This window comes from Halomonas getboli (genome assembly GCF_023094245.1).
Lineage (GTDB): Bacteria > Pseudomonadota > Gammaproteobacteria > Pseudomonadales > Halomonadaceae > Halomonas > Halomonas getboli.
Genome location: NZ_JALMEW010000001.1, coordinates 433,575 through 451,166, shown reverse-complemented (window position 1 = coordinate 451,166; position 17,592 = coordinate 433,575). Strand labels below are relative to the sequence as shown.

Here is a 17,592-nt window from a genome sequence, read left to right as displayed (position 1 = left end):
ACAAAGGAACCCGATGAGCACAGACGATCTGGAAGATTTCGAGAAGTCCATCAACCAGGAGATCGACGCCTTCCTGGAGGCAGACAGCCAGGCCACCAAGCCGAAGAACCGTCCCGCCCCCAAGAAGCCCCAGCCCCCCCAGGCATCCGCCAGCGAGATCAGGACCGGCCATATCGTCAAGCTGGCCGTGCGCACCAAGCAGCTGGAGCTCGACACCGTCTTCGAGCACCGCTCCACCAGCATCTCCAAGCTCGAGGCCCAGATGGAAGCCGAGAAAGCCGCCAACAAGGCCGGCTACCCGATCATCGGCTACGTCATCGACATCCAGCGGGTATGACCACCAGCACCCTATCCTCAGCTCGAGCTGCCATGCCGGCACACACCCTCACGACGCCTGCAGCGCCCGCTCCTCCTGCCGATGCTTCAGCGGCGAGATGCCGAAGCAGCGCTTATAGTCGCGGCTGAACTGGGAGACGCTGCGATAGCCCACCGCCTCGGCGGCCTGGTTGACGTTGCCGGCCTCCTGAATCAGCAGCTGCTGGGCCTTGATCAGCCGCAGCCGCTTCAGGTACTGCAGCGGCGAGGCCTGGGTGACCTGCTTGAAGTGCTGGTGGAAGGTCGAGGGGCTCATGCTGGCCTGACGCGCCAGTTCCTCCACCGAGACCTCCTCGGCGAAGTGGGCGTGCAGCCACGACAGCACCTGAACGATCCGCGAGTAGTGCCCGTGATGGTGCACCAGCGCCCGCAGCGCGCCGCCCTGGCGGCCGCGCAGCGCCTCGAACACCACGTCGCGCACCCGCTGCGACCCCATGGCGGTGGCCTCGGCGGGATCGTGCAGGGTCCGCAGCAGCCGCTCGACCGCCCCCTGCATACCGTCGGTCATCGACACCGAATCCATGGGCACCGGGGCCGCCTCCGGCATGTCGCCCTGTCCGGCCTCCCCCATCGCCGCCACCAGCTCGCCGAGCAGCGCCGGATCGAGGCGGATCGACACGCCCAGCAACGGCGCCTCCAGCGAGGCTTGGGTCTCGCATTCGAAGGGCAGCGGCAACGTCTGCACCAGGTACTGGCCGGGGCCGTAGTGGATCTCGCGGTCGCCGAGATGACCTATCTTGTAGCCCTGGGCGACGATGATCAGGCTGGGGTCGTAGATCAGCGGCGTGCGCGGCACAGGCCGGCGCGACGCCATCAGCGTCACCTCCGGCAGCCGCGTGGCGGTGTAGCCGTCACGCTCGACCAATGGGGCGATAAGCTCGATCAGGGGGCAGGTTCTCGGCTCGGTCACGGACGTTGGGCTCCTTGGCGTGAACGGGGACGACAGGCGAGGCTCGACAGATAATCGTGACAATTTTACCGACTCTGGCGATAGCCGGTCGCCCCTTCTCGCAGGAATTGGCAAAAATATCGGAGGAACGTCGCCCCAGCATCGCCGCTGCCCCGCCATAATGCCTGGGCGATTCACCGGAGCGCCCGAGGCGCCCGGCCCCATATTCCGCAAGGAGGACTCCCATGAGCGAGACCAAAGCGTACGCTGCCTTTTCCGCCGACAAGCCCCTGGCGCCGTTCACCTTCGAGCGTCGTCAGCCGCGCCCGGATGACGTCGCCATCGAGATCCTCTACAGCGGCGTCTGCCACAGCGACCTGCACTTCGCGCGCGACGACTGGGGCATGAGCCGCTATCCCGTGGTGCCCGGCCACGAGATCGTCGGTCGCGTCACCGCCGTGGGCGACGAGGTCAGCAAGTTTCAGGTCGGCGATATCGTCGGCGTGGGCTGCATGGTCGATTCCTGCCGCCACTGCCAGCCCTGCAAGGACGGCGTCGAGCAGTACTGCCTCGAAGGCTTCACCATGACCTACGGCGGCGACGACCGTCAGGACGGCATCCTGACCCAGGGCGGCTACTCCGACCAGATCGTGGTCAGCGAGCACTTCGTGCTGCGCATGCCCGATGGTATCGACCTGGCCTCCGCCGCGCCGATCCTGTGCGCCGGCATCACCACCTACTCGCCGCTCAAGCATTACGGCGTCAAGCCGGGCCACAAGGTCGGCGTGATCGGCATGGGCGGCCTCGGCCACATGGGCGTCAAGCTGGCCAAGGCGCTGGGCGCCGAAGTCACCGTGTTCACCCGCTCCGAGGCCAAGATCGAGGAGGCCCGTCGCCACGGCGCCCATCACGTGGTCGTTTCCACCGACGAGGAGCAGATGGCCGCGGTCGCCGAGACCTACGACTTCATGCTCGACACCGTGCCGGTTCAGCACGATATCAACCCGTACCTCGGCGCCCTGAAGTACGACGGCACTCACATCCTGGTCGGCCTGCTCGAGCCCATCGAGCCGGCGATCGAGGGCTTCAACCTGGTGTTCAAGCGCCGCGTGCTGGCCGGCTCGCTGATCGGCGGCATCGAGGAGACCCAGGAGCTGCTCGACTTCTGCGCCGAGCACGACATCCGCTGCGAGGTCGAGATGATCGACATGCAGGACATCAACACCGCCTTCGAGCGCATGCAGAAGGGTGACGTGCGCTACCGCTTCGTCATCGACATGGCCTCGCTCAAGGACTGATGCCTCGAGCGCCCCGACCGCCGGCCGCCCCTGTGGGCGGCCGGCGTCGTCGTGGCGTAGGCTGAGACCGAATCAATCTCGTCATCCTCAGGAGAGCACGACATGCAGTCACGCTACTTCACCCTCCACGCCCACCCCGAAGGTACCCCGGCGCGCGAACTGTTCGAGCTGGAAACCGCCGAACTGCCGGCGCTGGCAGAAGGCGAGGTCCGAGTGCGCAATACCTGGCTCTCGGTAGACCCCTACATGCGCGGCCGCATGACCGGCGTGACCACCTATATCGAGCCCTTCACGCTGGGCGCCCCGCTGGAAGGCGCGGCCATCGGCGAGGTCATCGAGTCCCGTGCCGAGGCCTTCCCGGAAGGCACCAAGATCCGCCACATGGGCGGCTGGCGCGACATCGCCCAGCTGCCCGCCGACCGGTGTGAGCGCCTGCCCGCCTTCGACGTGCCGGAACAGGCCTACCTGGGCGTGCTGGGCATGCCCGGCATGACCGCCTGGGCCGGCCTGAACCGCATCGCCGAGATGAAGGAAGGCGACAATGTGCTGGTCAGCGGCGCCGCCGGCGCGGTGGGCTCGCTGGCCGTGCAGCTGGCCAAGGCCAGGGGCGGCACCGTGGTCGGCATCGCCGGCTCCCAGGACAAGCTCGACTGGCTCGAGTCCCGAGGCATCAAGGCGGTCAGCTACAAGGGCCGCGACGCCGCCCAGCTCACCGCGGCGCTCAACGAGGCCTGCCCCGAGGGCTTCGACGTCTACTACGAGAACGTCGGCGGCGTGTGCCTCGAGGCGGCACTCAATACCTTGCGGGTCGGCGCGCGCATCGCGGTATGCGGGCTGATCGCCGGCTACAACGAGGCCACGCCGAGCCCCGGCCCCAGCAACCTGGCGATGGTGCTGATCCGTCGCGCGCGCATGGAAGGCTTCATTGTCTTCGACCACTGGGCCCATTACCCGACGTTCCTCGAGGAAGTCGGCCCCCAGGTGGCCGCCGGCGAGCTCGACTACGAGGAGACCGTGGTGGAAGGCCTGGAGCAGACGCCGGACGCCTTCCTCAAGCTGTTCGAAGGTGCCAACCGCGGCAAGATGCTGGTCCAGCTGTGAGCCAGGCGCCGGTGGCGGTGATCCTGGCCGCCGGCGCCTCGCGGCGCTTCGGCCCCAAGGACAAGCGTCTGGCCCGGCTGCCATCGGGCCGGACGCTGCTGGCCGCCACGCTCATCATGGCGTCGGCGGCCTTTGCGCGTGTGCGGGTGGTGCTGCGCGACGACGACGACCCCGTCGCGCTGGGCCTGCCCGCCGACGCGCCGATCCTGCGCGCGCCCCGCGCCGCGGCCGGGCTCGGCGCCAGCCTGGCCGACGCCTTTACCGCGCTGGGCACCGACCCGAGCCTGTCCCGGGCGCAAGCGGCGGCGGTGCTGCTCGGCGACATGCCCGGCATCGCCCCCGACACCCTCGTGCGGCTGTGCGACGCGGCTGCGCCCGAGCGCATCGTCCGCCCTCTCCATGCCGGCCGTCCGGGCCATCCGGTGCTGTTCGGCCGTGACGTCTGGGCAGAGCTTGCCGACCTCGACGGCGACGAAGGCGCGCGCCGCGTCGTCGCCCGCCATCGCGCTCGCTGCCACGAGCTCGAGATCGACGATCCCGGCATCCATCTCGATATCGACGTGGCCGACGACCTCGCCACCCTGTGGCGCGGGGACGGCGTCTAGACTGATCGAACGAAGCATGCGCCACCCAAGAACGACAAGAGGAGAACGACCGTGACGACCCTGACCATCAACGGGCAGACCCACGAGGTGGACGCCCCGGACGACATGCCCCTGCTGTGGGCGATCCGCGATCTCGTCGGCTTCACCGGCACCAAGTACGGCTGCGGGCGCGGCCTGTGCGGCGCCTGCACCGTGCACCTGGACGGCCAGGCCACCCGCAGCTGCATCACGCCGATCGCCGCGGTGGGCGATCGCGAGATCACCACCATCGAGGCCATCGGCGACGATCCGACCGGGGCCCGCGTGCAGAAGGCCTGGCGCGAGCTCGACGTGGTCCAGTGCGGCTACTGCCAGTCCGGCCAGATCATGTCGGCCACCGCCCTGCTGCAGGGCAATCCCGAGCCGGACGACAGCGCCATCGACGGCGCCATGAGCGGCAACCTCTGCCGCTGCGCCACCTATGTCCGCATTCGCGCCGCCATCCACGAGGCCGCGACCTCTCTCGGTCAGGAGGTGTCCTGATGCACGTCTTGAAACAGCACGCCCAGTCCCGCGCCGCGGCCGCTTTCGCCACGATCAACGTCAGCCGCCGCGGCTTCATGAAGGGCGCCTCCGGCCTCGCCCTGGGCCTCTACATCGCCCCGCTGCTGGGCCGTGACGGCCAGGCCCGAGCCGCCGGCCAAACGGGAGAGCAGGGCGAGTTCGCCCCCAACGCCTTCGTGCGCGTGACGCCGGACGGCGAGGTGGTGGTGATCGCCAAGCACATCGAGATGGGCCAGGGCACCTACACCGGGCTCGCCACCCTGGTCGCCGAGGAACTCGACGCCGACTGGGCGTCGGTACGCGTCGAGGGCGCTCCGGCCGACACCCAGCGCTACCAGAACCTGGCGTTCGGCATCCAGGGCACCGGCGGCAGTACCTCCATTGCCAACTCCTTCGAGCAGATGCGCCAGGCCGGCGCCAAGGCCCGCGCCATGCTGGTGGCCGCCGCCGCCGAGCATCTCGAGGTCTCGCCGGACAGCCTCAGCGTCCATCAGGGCAAGGTCATCCACCAGGCCTCCGGGCGCGAGCTCGGCTTCGGCGAGCTGGCCGAGGCCGCCGCCGACCAGCCGGTGCCCGACGAGGTCACGCTGAAGTCGCCCGAACAGTTCACGCTGATCGGCAAGCAGCAGCTGATGCGCCAGGACGGCCCGGCCAAGACCGACGGCAGCGCCCGCTTCACCCAGGACGTGCAGCTCGACGGCATGCTGATCGCCGTGCCCGCGCATCCGACCCGCTTCGGCAGCCGGCTGACCGGCGTCGACGACGCCGAGACGCTCAAGGTGCCGGGCGTGGTGGCCAGCGTGCGCTTCTCCTCCCCGACCCGCGACGGCGACCTGGTCGCGGTACTGGCCACCAACACCTGGGCCGCCATCAAGGGCCGCGACGCCCTGAGCCTCGAGTGGGACGACAGCCAGGCCTTCACCATGGGCAGCGAGGCACTGGAGGCCGACTACCGCGAGCGCGCCGGCCAGCCCGGCGACACGGTCACCGACCGCGGCGACGCCGCCGCAGCGCTGGACGACGCCGCCCAGGTGATCGAGGCCGACTACGTGGTGCCCTATCTGGCCCACGCCGCCATGGAGCCGCTCAACTGCGTGGTCGATCTCAAGGACGATCACTGCAACATCCTCAACGGCGAGCAGTGGCAGACCATGGACCAGAAGCAGGTCGCCGAGCTGCTCGGCCTGGCGCCGGAGCAGGTGCGCATCCAGCAGCTGTTCGCCGGCGGCAGCTTCGGCCGCCGCGCCAACCCGGTCAGCGACTACGTGCTGGAGGCCGCCGCGATCGCCAAGGCCGCCCGCGAACAGGGCCAGGCGGTACCGATCAAGATGGTCTGGACCCGCGAGGACGACACCCGCGGCGGCTACTATCGCCCGTTCAACTATCATCGCGCCCGCCTCGCCCTGGACGCCGACGGCAACCTGACCGCCTGGCACCAGCGCCTGGTCGGCCAGTCGATCATGACCGGCACGCCGATGGAATCGATGATGGTCAAGGACGGCATCGACCCTACCTCCGTAGAAGGCGTCGCCGAGCTGGCCTACGGCGTGCCCTCGCTCAACGTCGAGCTGCACACGCCAAGCGATATCGGCGTGCCGGTGCAATGGTGGCGCTCCGTGGGCCACACCCATACCGGCTTTTCCACCGAGAGCCTGATCGACGAGGCCGCCGCGGCAGCGGGCCAGGACCCTTACCAGTATCGCCGCGAGCGGCTCGGTGAGCGCCCGCGCTGGCAGGGCGTGCTCGACCTGGCCGCCGAGAAGGCCGGCTGGTCGACGCCGCTGGAAGGCGGCGCCGAGGGCGTGAAACGCGGCCGCGGCATCGCCGTCCACGAGTCGTTCGGCAGCTACGTCGCCCAGGTCGCCGAGGTCACGGTCGACGCCGACGGCCAGCTCAAGGTCGACCGCGTCGTCTGCGCGGTGGACTGCGGGCTGGCGGTCAATCCGGACATGGTCCGGGCGCAGATGGAAGGCGGCATCGGCTTCGCCCTGGCGGCGGCGCTGCACAGCGAGCTGACCCTCGACGACGGCCAGGTGCAGCAGTCGAACTTCCATGACTTCCAGGTGCTGCGCTTGAACGAGATGCCAGAGATCGAGGTGCATATCTTGCCGTCCGCCGAGGCGCCCACCGGCGTCGGCGAACCCGGCGTGCCGCCGCTCGCCCCGGCGGTGACCAACGCCATCTTCGCCGCCACCGGCCAGCGCATTCGCCGGCTGCCGATCGCCGACCAGCTGAAGGGCTGACCATGCGCGCACTGGACGTGGAGGTGGTCGAGGCCGCGAAGCGCTGGCACGCCGAGGGCCATGATCTGTGGTGGTGCACGGTGCTCTCGACCTTCGGCTCGGCGCCGCGCGAACCGGGCGCCCTGCTGGTCTCCCGGGGCGACGGCCGTCATCTGGGCTCGCTGTCCGGCGGCTGCGTGGAGGAGGACTTCCTGGAACGGCTTGCGGCCGGCGACTTTCGCGCGCCGGCCCAGGTCATCGCCTACGGTAACGGCCACGATGCGCTGCACGGCAGCCGGGTGAGCCTGCCCTGCGAGGGGCGGCTCGAGGTGCTGATCGAGCACTGGCCGGCTACCGCCGCTGCGGTGACGGTAGCCGACGAGCTCGACGCCTACGCCGAGGCGCTGCAGGGCGGCCAGCTGCTGGAACGCCGGGTGGCCCTCGCCGACGGCGAGAGCCATTGGCAGGTCGCGGCGACCATGGGACCTGGCGTGGCACGCGACGAGGAGGCAGTACGCATCCATGTCGGTCCCGCCGCGCGGCTGCTGGTCGCCGGCCTCTCGCCGGTCAGCCAGTTCTGCGTGCAGTTCGGCCTGGCGCTGGGCTTCGAGGTGGTGGTGTGCGATCCGCGCCCCGAGGCCTGGGAAGGCGTCGAGCTCGGCGACGCCCGCAGCCACCGCGAGCTGCCGAGCGAGTTCCTGCGCCGCGAGGGCGCCCACCGCATGACGGCGGTGGTCGCCGCCACCCACGACCCGCGTCTGGACGACCTGACCATGCTCGAGGCCGTGCGCGGTAAGGCCTTCTACATCGGCGTGATGGGCTCCCGGCGCACCTCGGAGAAGCGGGCCGAGCGCCTCAGGCGCAGCGGCGGCCTCGACGAGGCGGCCCTGGAACGCATCCATATGCCGATCGGTCTGGATCTCGGCAGCAAGACACCGGCGGAGATCGCCCTGGCCACGGTGGGCGACATCGTGCGGGTGATGCGCGGCAAGTGACAACCGACCCCACACAATCGCCCAGCAACGAACGAGGCCCCGCTTGGCGGGGCCTTGTTCGTTCCGGCTCGAGTCGAGCGGTCCTTCGCTGGTGGCCGGCTCAGGTGGTCGCGAGCTTGGCCGGCGCCAGCGGGTCGCCGGAGACCGAGACGTCGGTCTTGACGCTGCGGCTGTGGCTCAGCTGATCGGCGCGGGCCTCTTTCATGGCCTGGCTGCCGCCGCTGATCTGGCTGGCATCGAACCGGGCGGTCGGCGCCTGATGGCTCGGGGCGGCAACCGGCTGCTGGTTCAGCTCCAGGGCGCGCTGGGCGGCATTGTCATCGGCCTGGGCGGCCAGCGGAAGCGCGGCGATCAGCAGCGCGGAAAGGGTCAGCTTGGTGTTCATGAGGATCTCCTTAGAAGCGTGAAAGGCATCTGTGTGTGACGGTCAGGTCGGTGCCTGGCGGGATCTCCGCCGGCGGCCGGCTCGGGTTGTCGCACGCTTAAGTGGTGGCAAGCTTGGCCGGTGCCAGCGGGTCGCCGGAGAGCGGGACGTCGGTCTTGACGCTGCGGCTGTGGCTCAGCTGATCGGCTCGGGCCTGGCTCATGGCCTGGCTATCGCCGCTGATCTGGCTGGCATCGAACTGGACCGACGGCGCCTGATGGCTCGGGGCGGCAATCGGCTGCTGGTTCAGCTCCAGGGCGCGCTGGGTGGCGTTGTCATCGGCCTGGGCGGCCAGCGGCAGAGCGGCGATCAGCAGCGCGGAAAGGGTCAGCTTGGTGTTCATGATGGGGCTCCTGTGGACGTTGGGTTCGTGTCAATCTTTCGGTGCCTTGCAACTTGTTAGCTAGCTTACAGTCCTACTATTACGAACAAAAGCGGCTTAATTCGAATTATATTTTCGAAAACATTGAAAGATTTGCACTAACGGCGGCGAGAATCCGGCAGAGCGGACACAAGGCGAAGAGGCACGGGGATAGCCCGTGCCTCTCGCATCACACCGGATTGGCGCGTCGTCGCATCGCAGGCAGGATCAGGATCGAGGCTTGCGGGCGACGATCGTCCAGGAGCTCGAGCCCATCACGATCTTGCCGCCCTGCTCGAAGGGCGTCAGCGCCTTGCGCAGCGCCGCCTCGATCTCGGGGCGCTGCCGTTCGGCCTCGTCGCCGGCCTCGCGGAACACCTCCCCTGCCGGCCCCAGCGCCAGCTGGAAGCGCAGTGCATCCTCCACCGAGTCGCCCACCTCGACCGGACCGTCGTTGCGGTCGAAGCCGATGTCCTCGAAGCCGGCGATCTCCAGCTGAGCGCGCACCGTCTCGGGGTCGGCCATCGAGAAGGGACCGGGGCCGCAGCTGCGGGCGTTCTCTCCGGGCGGCGGCAGGAAGTCGAGCACCACGTCTCTGGGCAGCCCCAGCCAGGGGTTGTCGGCGATGTCGCGCCAGACGATGAACATCAGCTCCCCACCGGGCTTGAGGGCCTGGAAGACGTTGCGCATGGCGGGCACCGGATGCTCGAAGAACATCATGCCGAAGCGCGAGAAGCACAGGTCGAACGTCGGCGAGAAGGGAAAGCGCTCGACGTCGGCGGCCTCGAAGCGCACGTTGCGCACGCCGGCTTCCTCGGCGCGCCGTCGAGCGTCATCGAGGAAGGCGTCGACGCAGTCGATGCCCAGCACCTCGCCCTCGGGGCCGGTCATCCGCGCCAGCTGAATGGCGGTATCGCCCCAGCCGCAGCCCACGTCGAGAATGCGCGAGCCGGGTGCCACCTCGAGTTCCTCCAGGGCCACGCGGCTGTGATAGCTGAGGCCGTTCATCAGGATGGTCTGGAAGCGGTTGAACTTGTCGGCCAGGGTGTCGTTCCAGAAGGCCACGTAGTCGCTGGTCGAGGACACTCCTCTCGATGGTGGAGATGGGGAGGATGGAGAAGCGGAAGGCGTGCTCATGATGGTCTCCCATACGTGCCGGGCGGCACGACTGAAGAACGGAAACCGCATGTCGGCAGGAGACCATCCCTATCGCCCCCCGTCGGCATCGCGGGGCTCGTTTCTTAGTTCTAGCAGGCGCGCGTTATATGAGCAGGCGCCGCGATCGATCCTTCGGCGCCAGCCCTGTGACACGCGAACGCGCCCTCCCGGAATCGGGAGGGCGCGGAGACCCTGTGCCGACGTTCAGCTCAGGTGGTGAACGTCCTGCAGGCCATATACGGGCGTGGGAATGCCCTCCAGCCGGGCCTTGAGCTGCAGCGCCAGGTACTGGGAGTAGTGGCGGGACTGGTGCAGGTTGCCGCCATGGAACCACAGCGCCTGCTGCTGGGTCGGCTTCCACATGTTGCGCAGCTCGCCCTCCCAGGGCCCCGGGTCCTTGGGCGTGTCGGAGCCCAGCCCCCAGCACTTGCCGACCTTGTCGGCGACCTCCTGGGAGATGATCCGCGCCGCCCAGCCGTTCATCGAGCCGTAGCCGGTGGCATAGACGATCAGGTCCGCGGGCAGCTCCGAGCCGTCGGTCAGGGTCACCGAGTGCGGGTTGATGCGTTCGATGCTCACACCGCTGCGCAGCTTGATGTCGCCGTTGGCCACCAGATCGCAGGCGCCCACGTCGATGTAGTAGCCGGAGCCGCGACGCAGGTACTTCAGGAACAGGCCGGAGTCGTCGGCGCCGAAGTCGAGGAGGAAGCCGGCCGCCTCGAGACGGCGATAGAAGTCGGCGTCGCGCTCTCGGATGGCGTCGAAGGCCGGGCGCTGGAAGTCCGGCAGCACCTTGTAGGGGATCGAGGCGAAGATCAGGTCGGCCTTGTGATGATCGATGCCGTTCTGCAGCGCCTGCTCGGAGTAGAGCGGCCCCAGCGCCTCCTCCATCAGCGAGTCGGACTTCACCACGTGGGTGGAGGAGCGCTGCAGCATGGTCACGTCGGCGTCGTGCTCCCACAGCGCCGCGCAGATGTCATGGGCGGAGTTGTTGGAGCCCACCACCACGACCTTCTTGCCGCGATAGGCATCCGGCCCCGGGTGCTGGCTGGAGTGCTGCTGCTCGCCCTCGAAGGTCTCGGCACCGGGGAACTGCGGCACGTTGGGCATCCCCGACATGCCGGTGGCCAGCACCAGCTGCTTCGGCCGCAGGGTCACGCGCTCGCCGTCGCGATTGACCTCGACCACCCACTCGCCGCTGGCCTCGTCGAAGCGCGCGCTCTCGCACTCGGTGGAGCTCCAGTAGTTGAGCTCCATGACCTTGGTGTACATCTCCAGCCAGTCGCCGACCTTGTCCTTGGGCGCGAACACCGGCCAGTTGTCCGGGAAGGGAATGTAGGGCATGTGGTCGTACCACACCGGGTCGTGCAGGCACAGCGACTTGTAGCGGTTGCGCCAGGAGTCCCCCGCCCGCGGGTTCTTCTCGATCACGATGGTCGGCACGTTCATCTGCCGCAGGCGCGCCGCCAGGCCGATGCCACCCTGACCGCCGCCGATGATCACGCAGTAGGGCTGACGCTGGTAGCCGAGCTCGGCCTCCTCGCGCTGGCGGGCCTCCAGCCAGGTCTCGCGCGCCTTGTTGGCGCCATGCTCGGCGCCCATGGGACGCTGAAGACCGCTGGGCTCGGGAAAATCCCTGAGCTCGCGCATGACGGTCAGCAGCGTCCAGCAGCGGCCGTCCTTCAGGCGCAGCAGGCCCTTGCCGCGGGCCTCGGCGGTGTCGAAGGTGAACCAGGCCTCGACGACGCCACCGGCCTCGCTGGCCTCGCTGGCCTCGCCGTCCAGCTGCCAGTTCGAGGGCGCGACGCGGCCCAGCGTCGCATCGAGCATCGACTGAATCTCGTCCGGGCCTTCCAGCGTCTTGAGGTTCCAGGTGAAGGCGATCATGTCGCGCCAGTAGCACTCCTCGCCGAACAGCGAGAGGACCCGCGCGATATCGCGTTGCGTCAGGGCGGCATCGAAGTCATCGAGCCATTGCCGGGCGATCTGAGTGGGCGTGCGTGCGGTCATGACGAATCTCCGCTTGTTATTGGTGATGTGTGATCGTTATCGGGTCACGCCCCCAGCCACTGGCAGCATTCGTGCCAGACCGTCGGAAATCCACAGCAAACCACTGATAAAAAGAGAAAAACCCCACCCATCACGCGCCGGATCGATAGGCCATCACACGGCGCGATGTCACAGCTGTACCCCGTACGCCGTGACAGCCCGCATTACACCTGTCACCCCCGACCAAGGGCGAAGACCGCGCCGATTGACGCCCGCGCGCAGCGGCATAGGCTGAACAGAGCGCATCGACACATCACAACAACATCACAAGAGCCGCCATCAGGCGGCCCGAGCGGAGGCAGCCTTGGCTCTGCAACCCGAGAAACGCCAGCATATCCGGACCCTGATGCGACTGGGCGAAGGCCACGACGCCAGCCCTGCCGAGCACCGCGACGTCATCCGCCGCTCCTGGCAGCGCTGCCTGGGCGAGTACCGGCTCGACCCCTGCCACCCGCGGCCGGTGCGCGTGCTGACCCAGCAGGCGCTGCGCGACCACCAGGAATCGGTGGACGAGCTGCTGCACGTGGCCCGCGCCGGAGTCGACCGCCTCTACGGCCAGGTCGCCCAGCTCGGCTACGCGCTGCTGCTCACCGACCGGCGCGGCATCACCGTGGCCTTTCGCGGCCAGCCCGAGCAGGACCGGGCCCTGCGCCGCGCCGGGCTCTACCTGGGCGCCGACTGGAACGAGCGCTACGCCGGCACCTGCGCGGTGGGCACCTGCCTGCACGACGGCCAGGCCATCACCTGCCACCAGGGCGAGCACTTCGACGCCACCCACATCGACCTGACCTGCACGGCGGCGCCGATCACCGACCCCCAGGGCCGGGTGATGGCGGTGCTGGACATCTCCGCGCTGCAGTCGCCGCGCTCCCACGAGAGCCAGACCTTCGCCCTGTCGCTGGTCAACCTGCACGCGCGGATGATCGAGGACGCCTACTTCCTGCACCGCTACCGGGACAGCCTGATCCTGCGCTTCGACAGCGCACGGGAATTCGTGCACCTCAACGGCCGCGGACTGATCGCCATCGAGGAGGACGGCAGCCTGATCGCCGCCAATCACGAGGGCCGCGCCCTGATCGACGCCCACCTGCGCCGCTGGCCGCCCTGGTCGGCGGCCTGCCTGCCCGACGCCACCCAACTGTTCGACGCCGAGCTCGGCGACCTGCTGGGCATTCCGGCCGCGGGCGAGGATCAGATCCGCGCGTTTCGCGCCCGGGCCAACGACGCCACCTGCTTCGTCACCCTGCTCGAGCCGCGCGGCCGCCCGGTGAAGGCCACTGCCACGGCGGCCCCGCGCGACACCTCGGTGCCGGCGCTGGACCGCCTCGCCGCCGACGATCCCTCGATGCATCGCCTGCTCAAGCTGGCCCGCCGGCTGCGGAACGAGACCGTGAGCGTGCTGATTCGCGGCGAGACGGGCACCGGCAAGGAGGTGCTGGCCCGCGCCCTGCACGACAGCGGTCCGCGGGCCCAGGCGCCCTTCGTGGCGGTGAACTGCGCCGCCATTCCCGAAGCGCTGATCGAGAGCGAGCTGTTCGGCTATCTGCCCGGTGCCTTCACCGGCGGGCGGCCCAAGGGCATGCGCGGGCTGATCCAGCAGGCCGACGGCGGTACCCTGTTCCTCGACGAGATCGGCGACATGCCGCTGACGCTGCAGACCCGCCTGCTGCGCGTGCTGGCCGAGCGCGAGGTGATGCCGCTCGGCGCGGAGACGCCGGTGAAGGTCGACATCCGCGTGGTCACCGCCACCCACCGCGACGTGACCGAGCTGATCCGTGCCGGCGACTTTCGCGAGGACCTCTACTACCGCCTCAACGGCGCCGAGCTGCGCCTGCCCGCGCTGCGCGAACGCGCCGACCGGCACTACGTGATCCGCCGCGTCCACGACGAGCTCCAGGCCGAACGCGGCCAGTCGCATCACCTGCGCGCCGATGCCATGAGCGCGCTACTGGCCCACGACTGGCCGGGCAACATCCGCCAGCTCAGAAACGCGCTGGCCTTCGCCATGGCCACCGCAGAGGGCGACGAGATCACCCTTCACGATCTGCCCGAGGCCTGCCAGGGCGCCGCCGGGCCCACCACCCTCACGGCAACGGCGTCGTTTGGCTCGGCATCCGGTTCGTCCTCTCCTTCAACGTCGGCCGACGCCGCCCCCTCGGCGGACGGGCAGGCACTGCTCGAGCTGCTTCGGCGCTCGGCCTGGAACATCAGCCAGGTCGCCCGCCAGCTCGGCGTCTCGCGTCCCACCGTCTATCGCCGCATGCGTCGCCACGGCCTGGTGGCGCCCAATCACCAGCCTGTCTCGTGAGTCACGGGGGAAGGCGCAAGGGGAAAAGCGCGAGGAGCCCGGAGGGAGTGAAGCGTAAGGAGTGAGGAGAAAAATCGGCCCTCTCCCGCGACATCCCGCTGGCGCCGCACGGTTCACCTCGCTGCCTCACTTCTTCCTGTTCACCTCACCTCCCTTCCTGCTGCCGTCGGGCTTCTATGCTCAAGACACGGCCCTTCACGATCACGGCGCTTCACGATCACACCCTTGCACGAGCACGACCTTGGTCTAGGCCTCAAAAGCTGCACTTTACGTTAACGTCAACCAATCCTAGGCTAGACCACAACAGCCGAGCACTCGAACGCTCCCGGGACCAACAAACAAAGAACGGAGATCGCCGCCATGCACGCCCCCTACACGCCCCTCGACTTCGGCCTCGACGACGAGCTCAACATGCTGCGCGATCACGTCAATGCCTTCGCCCGCGACGAGATCGCCCCGCGCGCCGCCGAGATCGACGCGAACAACGAGTTTCCCGCCGACCTGTGGCGGAAGTTCGGCGACATGGGCCTGCTCGGCATCACCGTGCCCGACGAGGACGGCGGCGCCGGCATGGGCTATCTCGCCCACTGCATCGCCATGGAGGAGATCTCCCGCGCCAGCGCTTCGGTGGGGCTCTCCTACGGCGCCCACTCCAACCTGTGCGTGAACCAGCTCAAGCTCAACGGCAATGCCGAGCAGAAGGCGAAGTACCTGCCGAAGCTGATCAGCGGCGAGCACGTGGGCGCGCTGGCCATGTCCGAACCGGGCGCCGGCTCCGACGTGGTCTCCATGAAGCTGCGCGCTCGCCAGGAAGGCGACCGCTTCATCCTCGACGGCAACAAGATGTGGATCACCAACGGCCCCGACGCCGACGTGCTGGTGGTCTACGCCAAGACCGATCCCGACGCCGGCTCCAAGGGCATCACCGCCTTCATCATCGAGAAGGACATGCCCGGCTTCTCCACCGCCCAGAAGCTCGACAAGCTCGGCATGCGCGGCTCCAACACCTGCGAGCTGGTGTTCCAGGGCTGCGAGGTGCCGGCCGAGAACGTGCTCGGCGAGGTCAACAAGGGCACACGGGTGCTGATGAGCGGGCTCGACTTCGAGCGCACCGTGCTGGCCGCCGGCCCCATCGGCATCATGCAGGCCGCCATGGACGTGGTGGTGCCCTATATCCACGAGCGCAAGCAGTTCGACCAGGCCATCGGCGAGTTCCAGCTGGTGCAGGGCAAGGTGGCCGACATGCTCACCACCCTGAACGCCTGCCGCGCCTACCTCTACGCCGTGGCCGGCGCCTGCGACCGCGGCCACACCTCGCGCAAGGATGCCGCCGGCGTGATCCTCTACTGCGCCGAGAAGGCCACCCAGGTGGCGCTGGACGCCATCCAGCTGCTCGGCGGCAACGGCTACATCAACGAATACCCCACCGGACGGCTGTTGCGCGACGCCAAGCTCTACGAGATCGGCGCCGGCACCAGCGAGATACGCCGCATGTTGATCGGCCGCGAAGTCTTCAACGAATCGAAATAAGCCAGAAGCGGGAAGCTTGAAGCTGGAAGGACGGCCACGTCTCTCTCGGGGTGTCTTCCAGCTTCCGGCTTCGAGCTTTCCGCTTTTATCCCGGAGGGATAAATGAGCGTTCTTACGACCCAGATCAATCCGCGCAGCGAGGGCTTCCAGGCCAACGACGCGGCGATGCGCGCCGAGGTCGGCAAGCTGCGCGAGCTGACCGCCGCCATCGCCCAGGGCGGCGGCGAGAAGGCGCGAGCGCGCCACGAGGCCCGCGGCAAGCTGTTCGTGCGCGACCGCATCGACCACCTGCTCGACGAGGGCTCGCCGTTCCTCGAGCTCTCGGCGCTGGCCGCCCACGAGGTCTACGACGACCCGGTGCCCGCCGCCGGCGTGGTCACCGGCATCGGCCGCGTCTCGGGGGTGGAGTGCGTGATCGTCGCCAACGACGCCACGGTCAAGGGCGGCACCTACTTCCCGCTGACCGTGAAGAAGCACCTGCGCGCCCAGGAAGTCGCCCGCAAGCACCGCCTGCCCTGCCTCTACCTGGTGGACTCCGGCGGCGCCTTCCTGCCGCGCCAGGACGAGGTCTTCCCCGACCGCGACCACTTCGGCCGCATCTTCTACAACCAGGCCACGCTGTCGGCCGAGGGCATCCCGCAGATCGCCGTGGTGATGGGCTCCTGCACCGCCGGCGGCGCCTACGTGCCGGCCATGGCCGACGAATCGATCATCGTCCGCGAGCAGGGCACCATCTTCCTCGGCGGCCCGCCGCTGGTGAAGGCCGCCACCGGCGAGTCGATCAGCGCCGAGGACCTGGGCGGCGCCGACGTCCACGCCCGCATCAGCGGCGTGGCCGACCACTACGCCGAGAACGACGCCCACGCCCTGCAGCTGGCCCGGCGCTGCGTGGCCCGGCTCAACTGGCAGAAACGCGGCCGGCTGGCCATGCAGCCCTCGAAGCCGCCACGCCTCGACCCCGAGGAGCTCTACGGCATCGTCGGCACCGACCTCAAGAAGCCCTTCGACGCCCGCGAGGTGATCGCGCGGCTGGTCGACGACTCGGCCTTCGACGAGTTCAAGCGCGACTACGGCGACACCCTGGTCACTGGCTTCGCCCACCTGCACGGCCATCCGGTGGGCATCGTCGCCAACAACGGCGTGCTGTTCTCGGAGAGCGCGCTCAAGGGCGCACACTTCATCGAGCTCTGCGCCCAGCGCAAGATCCCGCTGATCTTCCTGCAGAACATCACCGGTTTCATGGTCGGCTCGAAGTACGAGCACGAGGGCATCGCCAAGCACGGCGCCAAGCTGGTCACCGCCGTGGCCTGCGCCAGGGTGCCCAAGTTCACCGTGCTGATCGGCGGCAGCTTCGGCGCCGGCAACTACGGCATGTGCGGCCGAGCCTACGATCCCAACCTGCTGTTCATGTGGCCCAACGCCCGCATCTCGGTGATGGGCGGCGAACAGGCCGCCGGCGTGCTGGCCCAGGTCAAGCGCGAGCAGTTCGAGCGCGACGGCAGCGAATGGAGCGCCGACGACGAGGACGCCTTCAAGCAGCCGATCCGCACCCAGTACGAGCACCAGGGCCACCCCACCTACGCCAGCGCCCGGCTGTGGGACGACGGCGTGATCGACCCGGCCCAGACCCGCGACGTGCTGGGCCTGTCGCTGGCCGCCGCCATGAACGCCGAGGTCGAGGAGACCCAGTTCGGCGTGTTCAGGATGTGACCCCGTGCTGCGCAAGGGAGCCGG

Annotated in this window: 15 protein-coding genes; 10 read left to right on the top strand and 5 right to left on the bottom strand. The window is 68.8% G+C overall.

All coding sequences use genetic code 11. The features are described from left to right. Positions 1 to 13 precede the first annotated feature (13 nt). Positions 14 to 337 carry a hypothetical protein gene (locus tag MYL53_RS02195; RefSeq protein ID WP_247851737.1) on the top strand — a complete coding sequence of 108 codons (324 nt, stop codon included), beginning with the start codon at positions 14 to 16 and terminating at the stop codon, positions 335 to 337. Positions 338 to 385: 48 nt separating this feature from the next. On the opposite strand, the gene MYL53_RS02190 is transcribed toward MYL53_RS02195, so the two are convergent. Then, positions 386 to 1,285 carry an AraC family transcriptional regulator gene (locus tag MYL53_RS02190; protein ID WP_247851736.1) on the bottom strand — a complete coding sequence of 300 codons (900 nt, stop codon included), beginning with the start codon at positions 1,283 to 1,285 and terminating at the stop codon, positions 386 to 388. 224 nt (positions 1,286 to 1,509) lie between these two features. Here MYL53_RS02190 and MYL53_RS02185 point away from each other — a divergent pair, with 224 nt between their 5' ends. The 6 genes from MYL53_RS02185 to MYL53_RS02160 all read left to right on the top strand — a co-directional run bounded on the left by MYL53_RS02185 (position 1,510) and on the right by MYL53_RS02160 (position 8,028). Next, positions 1,510 to 2,562, top strand: coding sequence for an NAD(P)-dependent alcohol dehydrogenase (locus MYL53_RS02185; protein ID WP_247851735.1), 1,053 nt, complete (start codon positions 1,510 to 1,512; stop codon positions 2,560 to 2,562). Between the two features lie 102 nt (positions 2,563 to 2,664). Next, the gene (locus tag MYL53_RS02180; protein WP_247851734.1) at positions 2,665 to 3,663 is read left to right on the top strand and encodes an NADP-dependent oxidoreductase; all 999 of its coding nucleotides are present in this window, start codon (positions 2,665 to 2,667) and stop codon (positions 3,661 to 3,663) included. Next, positions 3,660 to 4,268, top strand: a complete 609-nt coding sequence (locus MYL53_RS02175) for a nucleotidyltransferase family protein (protein WP_247851733.1) — start codon at positions 3,660 to 3,662, stop codon at positions 4,266 to 4,268. Before MYL53_RS02180 ends, MYL53_RS02175 begins: the two co-directional genes overlap by 4 nt. A 51-nt stretch (positions 4,269 to 4,319) precedes the next feature. Then, complete coding sequence (locus MYL53_RS02170; RefSeq protein WP_247851732.1) at positions 4,320 to 4,790, top strand: (2Fe-2S)-binding protein; 471 nt, start codon at positions 4,320 to 4,322, stop codon at positions 4,788 to 4,790. Then, positions 4,790 to 7,054, top strand: a complete 2,265-nt coding sequence (locus tag MYL53_RS02165) for a xanthine dehydrogenase family protein molybdopterin-binding subunit (protein ID WP_247851731.1) — start codon at positions 4,790 to 4,792, stop codon at positions 7,052 to 7,054. Before MYL53_RS02170 ends, MYL53_RS02165 begins: the two co-directional genes overlap by 1 nt. Positions 7,055 to 7,056: 2 nt before the next feature. Further along, positions 7,057 to 8,028, top strand: coding sequence for an XdhC family protein (locus tag MYL53_RS02160; protein WP_247851730.1), 972 nt, complete (start codon positions 7,057 to 7,059; stop codon positions 8,026 to 8,028). A gap of 100 nt (positions 8,029 to 8,128) precedes the next feature. Here MYL53_RS02160 and MYL53_RS02155 read toward each other — a convergent pair whose 3' ends face one another. The 4 genes from MYL53_RS02155 to MYL53_RS02140 all read right to left on the bottom strand — a co-directional run bounded on the left by MYL53_RS02155 (position 8,129) and on the right by MYL53_RS02140 (position 11,981). Further along, entirely contained in the window at positions 8,129 to 8,413 is a 285-nt protein-coding gene (locus tag MYL53_RS02155) for a hypothetical protein (protein WP_247851729.1), read from the bottom strand. 97 nt (positions 8,414 to 8,510) lie between these two features. After that, positions 8,511 to 8,795: a hypothetical protein gene (locus MYL53_RS02150; protein WP_247851728.1), complete on the bottom strand. Its 285-nt coding sequence runs from the start codon at positions 8,793 to 8,795 to the stop codon at positions 8,511 to 8,513. A gap of 246 nt (positions 8,796 to 9,041) precedes the next feature. Continuing rightward, positions 9,042 to 9,899 carry a class I SAM-dependent methyltransferase gene (locus MYL53_RS02145; RefSeq protein ID WP_247851727.1) on the bottom strand — a complete coding sequence of 286 codons (858 nt, stop codon included), beginning with the start codon at positions 9,897 to 9,899 and terminating at the stop codon, positions 9,042 to 9,044. 276 nt (positions 9,900 to 10,175) lie between these two features. Continuing rightward, the gene (locus tag MYL53_RS02140) at positions 10,176 to 11,981 is read right to left on the bottom strand and encodes an NAD(P)/FAD-dependent oxidoreductase (protein ID WP_247851725.1); all 1,806 of its coding nucleotides are present in this window, start codon (positions 11,979 to 11,981) and stop codon (positions 10,176 to 10,178) included. A 385-nt stretch (positions 11,982 to 12,366) separates the two neighbouring features. On the opposite strand from MYL53_RS02140, the gene MYL53_RS02135 reads away from it, so the two are divergent. From MYL53_RS02135 to MYL53_RS02125, 3 genes are all read left to right on the top strand, one after another. After that, complete coding sequence (locus tag MYL53_RS02135) at positions 12,367 to 14,328, top strand: sigma-54-dependent Fis family transcriptional regulator (RefSeq protein ID WP_247852364.1); 1,962 nt, start codon at positions 12,367 to 12,369, stop codon at positions 14,326 to 14,328. A gap of 360 nt (positions 14,329 to 14,688) precedes the next feature. Further along, complete coding sequence (locus MYL53_RS02130) at positions 14,689 to 15,858, top strand: isovaleryl-CoA dehydrogenase (protein WP_247851723.1); 1,170 nt, start codon at positions 14,689 to 14,691, stop codon at positions 15,856 to 15,858. Between the two features lie 102 nt (positions 15,859 to 15,960). Beyond that, the gene (locus tag MYL53_RS02125; RefSeq protein ID WP_247851721.1) at positions 15,961 to 17,568 is read left to right on the top strand and encodes a carboxyl transferase domain-containing protein; all 1,608 of its coding nucleotides are present in this window, start codon (positions 15,961 to 15,963) and stop codon (positions 17,566 to 17,568) included. The last annotated feature ends 24 nt before the right edge of the window (positions 17,569 to 17,592 follow it).

Excerpts from the sequence above, each read along its gene's own strand:
- MYL53_RS02195 (WP_247851737.1), top strand. The coding sequence starts at position 14 with ATGAGCACAGACGATCTGGAAGATTTCGAGAAGTCCATCAACCAGGAG.
- MYL53_RS02185 (WP_247851735.1), top strand. The coding sequence starts at position 1,510 with ATGAGCGAGACCAAAGCGTACGCTGCCTTTTCCGCCGACAAGCCCCTG.
- MYL53_RS02180 (WP_247851734.1), top strand. The coding sequence starts at position 2,665 with ATGCAGTCACGCTACTTCACCCTCCACGCCCACCCCGAAGGTACCCCG.
- MYL53_RS02165 (WP_247851731.1), top strand. The coding sequence starts at position 4,790 with ATGCACGTCTTGAAACAGCACGCCCAGTCCCGCGCCGCGGCCGCTTTC.
- MYL53_RS02160 (WP_247851730.1), top strand. The coding sequence starts at position 7,057 with ATGCGCGCACTGGACGTGGAGGTGGTCGAGGCCGCGAAGCGCTGGCAC.
- MYL53_RS02155 (WP_247851729.1), bottom strand. The coding sequence starts at position 8,413 with ATGAACACCAAGCTGACCCTTTCCGCGCTGCTGATCGCCGCGCTTCCG.
- MYL53_RS02150 (WP_247851728.1), bottom strand. The coding sequence starts at position 8,795 with ATGAACACCAAGCTGACCCTTTCCGCGCTGCTGATCGCCGCTCTGCCG.
- MYL53_RS02140 (WP_247851725.1), bottom strand. The coding sequence starts at position 11,981 with ATGACCGCACGCACGCCCACTCAGATCGCCCGGCAATGGCTCGATGAC.
- MYL53_RS02135 (WP_247852364.1), top strand. The coding sequence starts at position 12,367 with ATGCGACTGGGCGAAGGCCACGACGCCAGCCCTGCCGAGCACCGCGAC.
- MYL53_RS02130 (WP_247851723.1), top strand. The coding sequence starts at position 14,689 with ATGCACGCCCCCTACACGCCCCTCGACTTCGGCCTCGACGACGAGCTC.
- MYL53_RS02125 (WP_247851721.1), top strand. The coding sequence starts at position 15,961 with ATGAGCGTTCTTACGACCCAGATCAATCCGCGCAGCGAGGGCTTCCAG.